Genomic DNA, 5,738 nt, shown 5'->3' with positions numbered 1-5,738 from the left:
CGGCAGGGCCCCGCCGCGTCGATCGGGGCCTGTTTGCCGGTGCAGTCGCGCGTCTGGAACTGGATGTAGCCCAGCCGGCCGACATGCGCGCGGGCCAGCTCGAGGGCCTGCGCGAACGTCTCGTGTTCAAGCGCCGCGTCGTCCTCGATGACGAGGGCCGCGTCGGCGTCGCGGGTCTGCAGCTCGGCCCAGATCGCGCGGTGGCCGAGGAAACAGCCGATCTCGCCAGGTTTGAGCGTGAAGGGATAGGCGGGATCGAACAGCCGCGTGCCGACGCGCGCGTCGCGGTCGGCGGCGGGCATGGCGCCGCCATCCACCGCCGGCCATACTTCCCCCTCGACCCCGCAGGCGGCCAGCAGGTCATGCGCGTTCTGCCGCCGCGCCGTGGCGCGGGGCAGGTGCAGGATGAAGGCGCAGACCCGCATGGCGGTCAGGCGCCGGGCGTCCAGCCCGAGACGGACTTGACCTCGATGAAGTCGTCGATGCCCCACGGGCCGCCCTCGCGCCCGTTGCCCGACTGTTTCATGCCGCCGAAGGGGGCGCCGGCGCCGCGGCTCTGCCCGTTCATCTCCACCATGCCCGAGCGCAGGGCGCGGGCCAGCCGGTTGGCCCGGGCCGGGTCGCCCGTCTGGACGAAATTGGTCAGCCCGTAGGGCGTGTCGTTGGCGATGGCGATGCCCTCGTCCTCGTCGTCGAAGGGGATGATCGACAGGACCGGGCCGAAGATCTCCTCCTGCGCGATGGTCATGTCGTTTGTGACATCGGCAAACACCGTCGGCTTGACGAAGAAGCCGCGGTTGAACCCCTCGGGCCGGCCGGTGCCGCCGGTGGTCAGGCGCGCGCCCTCGTCGATGCCGGTCTGGATGAGGTCCTGGATCTTGGTGAACTGCGTCTCGTTGACCACGGGGCCCATGTGCCGCCCCGGCTCCGAGGCGGGGCCGACGGCGATGTTGCCGGCGATCTCGGTGGCCTCGGCGACGGTCCGCTCGTAGACCTCGCGCTGCACCAGCATCCGCGTGGGCGCGTTGCAGGACTGCCCGGAATTGTTCATGCAGTGAAGCACGCCGCGCTTGACGGCCTTCTCGTCGGCGTCGGCGAAGATCAGGTTGGCGCCCTTGCCGCCCAGTTCGAGGCTCACGCGCTTCAGCGTGTCGGCCGCGGTCTTCGAGATGATCCTGCCGGCCCGCGACGAGCCCGTGAAGGACACCATGTCGACACCGTCATGCCCCGACAACTGGTTGCCCACCCCCGCGCCATCACCGTTGACGAGGTTGAACACCCCCGGCGGGAACCCGGCCTCGTCCACCATGTCGGCGAAGAGCACGGCCGACAGCGGCGATTCCTCGGACGGCTTGAGCACCATCGTGCAGCCCGCGACCATCGCCGCGATCACCTTGAGCGTGATCTGGTTCATCGGCCAGTTCCACGGCGTGATCAGCGCGGCCACGCCGACCGGCTCGTGCAGGATCCAGCTGCCCGGGGCGTGATCGCCCAGCGGATGCGCGAACCGGTATTCCCGCGCGACCTTGAGAAAGGCCGAGATATGCCCCGACCCGGCGGCCGCCTGCTGGCTGCGCGCCAAGTCGATCGGGGCGCCCATTTCAAGGCTGATGGCCCGTGCCATGTCCTCGGCGCGGGCATCATAGGCTTTCTGCAATTTCTCGATAAGCGCGATGCGCTCAGCCGGGTCGGTGGTCATCCAGCCCGGCAGGGCGGCGCGGGCCGCGGCCACGGCAGCGTCGGTGTCGGCCTGCCCGCCGAGGCTGATCAGCGCGCAGGGCTCCTCGGTGGAGGGGTCGATGACCCGGTGGTCGGTGCCGTCGGCCGGATCGGTCCAGGCTCCGTTGATGTAGAACCGGCGTTTCTCGATCATGTGGTGCGCTCCCTATATGCTGCAAAGGCGGGCCGCGCGGCCCGCTGGCCCGCCTTGCGAGTCGCGATACCTTGTCACCGCGGCGAAAAGGCTGCAAGACGCGTACAGGAAAATCCGCCGCGGACCCGCGGCACCGGCAACCAGCAAAGGGACCACCTCCATGAGCTTGCGCATCAATGACACCATCCCCAACCTGACCGTGGAAACCGATCAGGGCAGCTTCGACCTTCACGACTGGATCGGCGACAGCTGGGCGATCCTGTTTTCCCACCCCAAGGATTTCACCCCCGTCTGCACCACCGAGTTCGGTGCCGTGGCAAGGCTGGCCGATGAATGGGAAAAGCGCGGCTGCAAGGTGATCGGCGTCTCCGTCGACGGGGTCGACGATCACAAGGCGTGGAAGGGCGACATCGAGAAGGCCGGCGGCGCGCCGGCCCGCTTCCCGATCATCGCCGACGAAGGCCTTGACGTGTCGAAAGCCTTCGACATGCTGCCCGCCGAAGCCTACCTGCCCGACGGTCGCACCCCGGCCGACAGCGCCACGGTGCGCAGCGTTTTCATCATCGGGCCCGACAAGCAGCTCAAGCTGTCGATGACCTACCCGATGAACGTGGGGCGCAACTTCGCCGAGGTGCTGCGCGCGCTCGACGCGCTGCAGACCGCGGCCGGGCAGGGCGTGGCTACCCCGGCCGACTGGACCACCGGGCAGGACGTGGTCATCCCGACGGCCGTCACCGACGAGGACGCCCGCGCGAAGTTCGGCGAGTTCGAAACCGTGCTGCCCTACCTGCGCATGACCAAGCTGTCCGGCTGACGGCGCGACATGCCCCGGCCGCGCGGCGCGGGCTGCCCGGGCGGACGCCTCCGGCGGGGGTATTGGGGCCGAGAAGAAGCCGAGGCGATTCGCTGGTTTCTTCTTGGTGAAAATACCCCGGGGGAGTCGCCCGCAGGGCGACGGGGGCAGCGCCCCCCGGCCGGCGGCGGGCGCTTCGCGCGAGATGGACAGCGGGGGCCTTTTTGCGTATCGCTTGATCACCCCCCCTAGGCGAGGACGGCATGGCCAGACGAAAACATTTCACGATCAACGGTCACGAGATCGCGCCGGGCACGCGCCGCACCGTCGACGTGCCAGTCAGCACCCTGTCCGATCACACGCCCGTTCACCTGTCGGTGCATGTCGTTCACGGCAAGCGGCGCGGCCCGGTCCTGTTCGTATCGGCCGCGGTGCACGGTGACGAGGTGATCGGGGTCGAGATCGTGCGCCGGCTGCTGAAGGCGGGACCGTTGTCGACCATGGCGGGCACGCTGCTGGCGGTGCCGATCGTCAACACGTTCGGCTTTCTCAACCACTCGCGGTATCTGCCCGACCGGCGCGACCTGAACCGGTGTTTCCCGGGGTTGAGCGAGGGCTCCATGGCGTCGCGGCTGGCCCATATCTTCATGACCGAGGTGGTCGCCCGGTCCGATGTGGGGATCGACCTGCACTCGGCCTCGAACAGCCGCACGAACCTGCCGCAGGTGCGGCTGACGCAGGGAAACACGCGTCTGACCAAGCTGGCCCGCGCTTTCGGTGCGCCGGTGATGATGGAATCGCGGCTGCGCGAGGGGTCGTTGCGGATGGCGGCGGAGCAGGCGGGCGTTGACGTGTTGCTGTACGAGGGCGGCGAGGCACTGCGCTTCGACGAATTGCCCGCCCGGGCCGGCGTCTCGGGCATCCTGCGGGTGATGCACGAGCTGGGCATGATCGGGCGCAAGGGCGCGCCGCGCACGCGGGCGCAGCCTGTTCAATGCGGCGGCTCGTCATGGTACCGCGCCCCGGCCGGGGGGCTGTTGCGCACCTATGCCGCCGTCGGTGACACGGTCGTGCCGGGCACCGTCCTCGGCGCCATCTCGGACCCTTTCGGCGAGGTCGAGCACGAGGTGACCGCGGATCAGACGGGCATCATGATCGGGCGCACCAACATGCCGGTCGTTTACGAGGGCGACGCGCTGTTCCACGTGGCCGAGACCCAGAGCCCGGACACGGCCGCGGACGGGGTCAGCGCGCATCTGGAGGCCGCGCCTCTTTACGACGAGGACGAGATCATCTGACACGCTGCGGCAGCTGAGGTCAGGTCGTGCGCTCGCGGTTCTGTGGCCGCAGGAAGATCGAACAGGCCAGCAGGCTGAAGACGAGTTCGTAGACCTCCCATTTGCGGTGCACGTCGATCGCCGCGATGACGATGCTGGCGGCGACGGCGAAAATCGCATGGCGCGTCCCCGGTACCGGCACGGCCAGCCTGTCGGCGAGCCGGCGTATCGGCGCCAGGCGGGGATAGGCCAGCGGCAGTGCCACGAGGTAGAGCAGCAGCACCGTCGTCAGCACGCTGCCGAAGAGCGTTTTCGCGAGGTGCAGGTCGCCCACCACGAGGTTGTGGAAATTGGTTTCGTTCTGCTTGTTGTGCTCCTCGAAGAACTCGCCCGATTCCCAGCCGATGATGCGCTGTCCCCACGAGATCTCCTCGCCCGCCGCGGCGAAGAACATCAGCGCGTAGACCAGCGTGAGCCCGACCGCGAGGGTGGGCGCGCGGCGCCCGCGCAGGGCGCCGGCATTGCGCAGCAGCACGAGGCTGGCCATCAGCAGGAAGACGGCCGTGCCGTATTCGACGAGCTTGTCCTCGGCCGCGTAGACCTCGTGGAAGTAGACGGGATCGACGAGATAGATGGCGACCGTGGCGACCAGCGTGGCGATTATGAGGCCGAGCAGGCCGCGGTCGAGGGTGGAAGCGTGTTTCATGCGGGGCTTTCTGCGGGTTGGTCGGGCTGTCGCGGCCCAGATTAGGCAAGCCGCGCGCGGGCATCAAGCACGATCGTGGCCGTGCGGCGGGAAACGGCCCGTCGCGCCGGGGCCACACCCGCGCCGAAACGGGTTGTTGTCAAGTTGCCCGCCATGATGCTATCGCGCCACACGGCCCTTTTCGCGGGGATATCCCGTTTTATATGGCTTGGTCAGGAAACCGAAGGCGAATGGCGCGGCGAGAGATATGGACCAGCTGATCGTTCAGATGACGCAAGGCGCGGATGACGGCGATGACACGTCGGTCGTCACCAAGACCCGCAGCAAGACCAAGCGCCCCCCGCTTTACAAGGTGTTGTTGCTCAACGACGATTACACGCCGATGGAATTTGTCGTGCACGTGCTGGAGCGCTTTTTCGGCATGGGGCACGCGCAGGCCTTCGAGATCATGCTGACCGTCCACAAGAAGGGCGTGGCGGTCGTGGGCGTGTTCAGCCACGAGATCGCCGAGACGAAGGTGGCGCAGGTCATGGATTTCGCGCGCAAGCATCAGCATCCGCTGCAATGCACCATGGAAAAAGAGTAACTTGGCCGAGCGGTCGCGTCTGAGCCTTGCCCTTGCCGGCGGCGACATCATGTTGCCCGAGACCGGGCGGATCGCCGTTTTCGGCCCGCGCGCCGGGGCCGACCTGTCGGCGCTGCCGGCGGAGCGGACGCGGATTTTCACCCGGTTCAGGCCCGATCATGATCATTTCGCGGCGCTGGGACATGACTGCGCGCTGGCGCCGGAGGGCCGGTTCGGCGCGTCGATCGTCTGCGTGCCGCGCGCCAAGGACCTGGCGCGCGCCCGGGTCGCGCAGGCCGCGGCGGTGACGGACGGGCCGGTGATCGTTGACGGGGCCAAGTCCGACGGTGTCGAGTCGCTGCTCAAGGCGTGCCGGGCGCGCGTGGACGTTGCGGCCGTCTTTTCCAAGGCGCATGGCAAGGTTTTCAGTTTCCGGGCCGGGCCGGGCTTTGCGGACTGGACGGCCGCCCCACGGCAGATCGAGGGCGGGTTCGTCACGCTGCCGGGCGTGTTCTCGGCCGACG

The 5,738-nt window shown here is 68.4% G+C and carries 6 protein-coding genes and 1 pseudogene; 4 read left to right on the top strand and 3 right to left on the bottom strand.

Going from position 1 to position 5,738, the window contains the following annotated elements; translation table 11 throughout:
- Both ACH107_RS29400 and ACH107_RS29395 read right to left on the bottom strand, forming a co-directional pair.
- Positions 1–425 (bottom strand): glycosyltransferase family 25 protein (locus ACH107_RS29400; protein WP_412509261.1); only part of this gene is annotated, 425 nt, incomplete at its 3' end.
- A gap of 5 nt (positions 426–430) precedes the next feature.
- On the bottom strand, positions 431–1,873 hold the full coding sequence (locus ACH107_RS29395) for an aldehyde dehydrogenase family protein (protein WP_412509260.1): 1,443 nt from the start codon (positions 1,871–1,873) through the stop codon (positions 431–433).
- Positions 1,874–2,033: 160 nt separating this feature from the next.
- Here ACH107_RS29395 and ACH107_RS29390 point away from each other — a divergent pair, with 160 nt between their 5' ends.
- Together ACH107_RS29390 and ACH107_RS29385 are read left to right on the top strand one after the other, a co-directional pair.
- The gene (locus ACH107_RS29390) at positions 2,034–2,687 is read left to right on the top strand and encodes a peroxiredoxin (RefSeq protein ID WP_412509259.1); all 654 of its coding nucleotides are present in this window, start codon (positions 2,034–2,036) and stop codon (positions 2,685–2,687) included.
- A gap of 242 nt (positions 2,688–2,929) precedes the next feature.
- A complete protein-coding gene (locus ACH107_RS29385) occupies positions 2,930–3,964 on the top strand; it encodes a succinylglutamate desuccinylase/aspartoacylase family protein (protein ID WP_412509258.1) in 1,035 nt (344 codons plus the stop codon).
- A 19-nt stretch (positions 3,965–3,983) separates the two neighbouring features.
- Here ACH107_RS29385 and ACH107_RS29380 read toward each other — a convergent pair whose 3' ends face one another.
- Complete coding sequence (locus ACH107_RS29380) at positions 3,984–4,649, bottom strand: hypothetical protein (RefSeq protein ID WP_412509257.1); 666 nt, start codon at positions 4,647–4,649, stop codon at positions 3,984–3,986.
- A 247-nt stretch (positions 4,650–4,896) separates the two neighbouring features.
- Here ACH107_RS29380 and clpS point away from each other — a divergent pair, with 247 nt between their 5' ends.
- Together clpS and ACH107_RS29370 are read left to right on the top strand one after the other, a co-directional pair.
- The gene (clpS, locus tag ACH107_RS29375) at positions 4,897–5,235 is read left to right on the top strand and encodes an ATP-dependent Clp protease adapter ClpS (RefSeq protein ID WP_412509256.1); all 339 of its coding nucleotides are present in this window, start codon (positions 4,897–4,899) and stop codon (positions 5,233–5,235) included.
- 1 nt (position 5,236) lies between these two features.
- Positions 5,237–5,738: pseudogene (locus ACH107_RS29370) on the top strand (MFS transporter); the annotation flags it as partial.

The sequence above is a fragment of the Roseovarius halophilus (ex Wu et al. 2025) genome (assembly GCF_047086965.1).
The sequence above is the reverse complement of the archived record's forward strand: the minus strand, read 5'-3'. Positions and strand labels throughout refer to the sequence as shown.

Excerpts from the sequence above, each read along its gene's own strand:
- ACH107_RS29385 (WP_412509258.1), top strand. The coding sequence starts at position 2,930 with ATGGCCAGACGAAAACATTTCACGATCAACGGTCACGAGATCGCGCCG.
- ACH107_RS29380 (WP_412509257.1), bottom strand. The coding sequence starts at position 4,649 with ATGAAACACGCTTCCACCCTCGACCGCGGCCTGCTCGGCCTCATAATC.
- clpS (WP_412509256.1), top strand. The coding sequence starts at position 4,897 with ATGGACCAGCTGATCGTTCAGATGACGCAAGGCGCGGATGACGGCGAT.
- ACH107_RS29395 (WP_412509260.1), bottom strand. The coding sequence starts at position 1,873 with ATGATCGAGAAACGCCGGTTCTACATCAACGGAGCCTGGACCGATCCG.
- ACH107_RS29390 (WP_412509259.1), top strand. The coding sequence starts at position 2,034 with ATGAGCTTGCGCATCAATGACACCATCCCCAACCTGACCGTGGAAACC.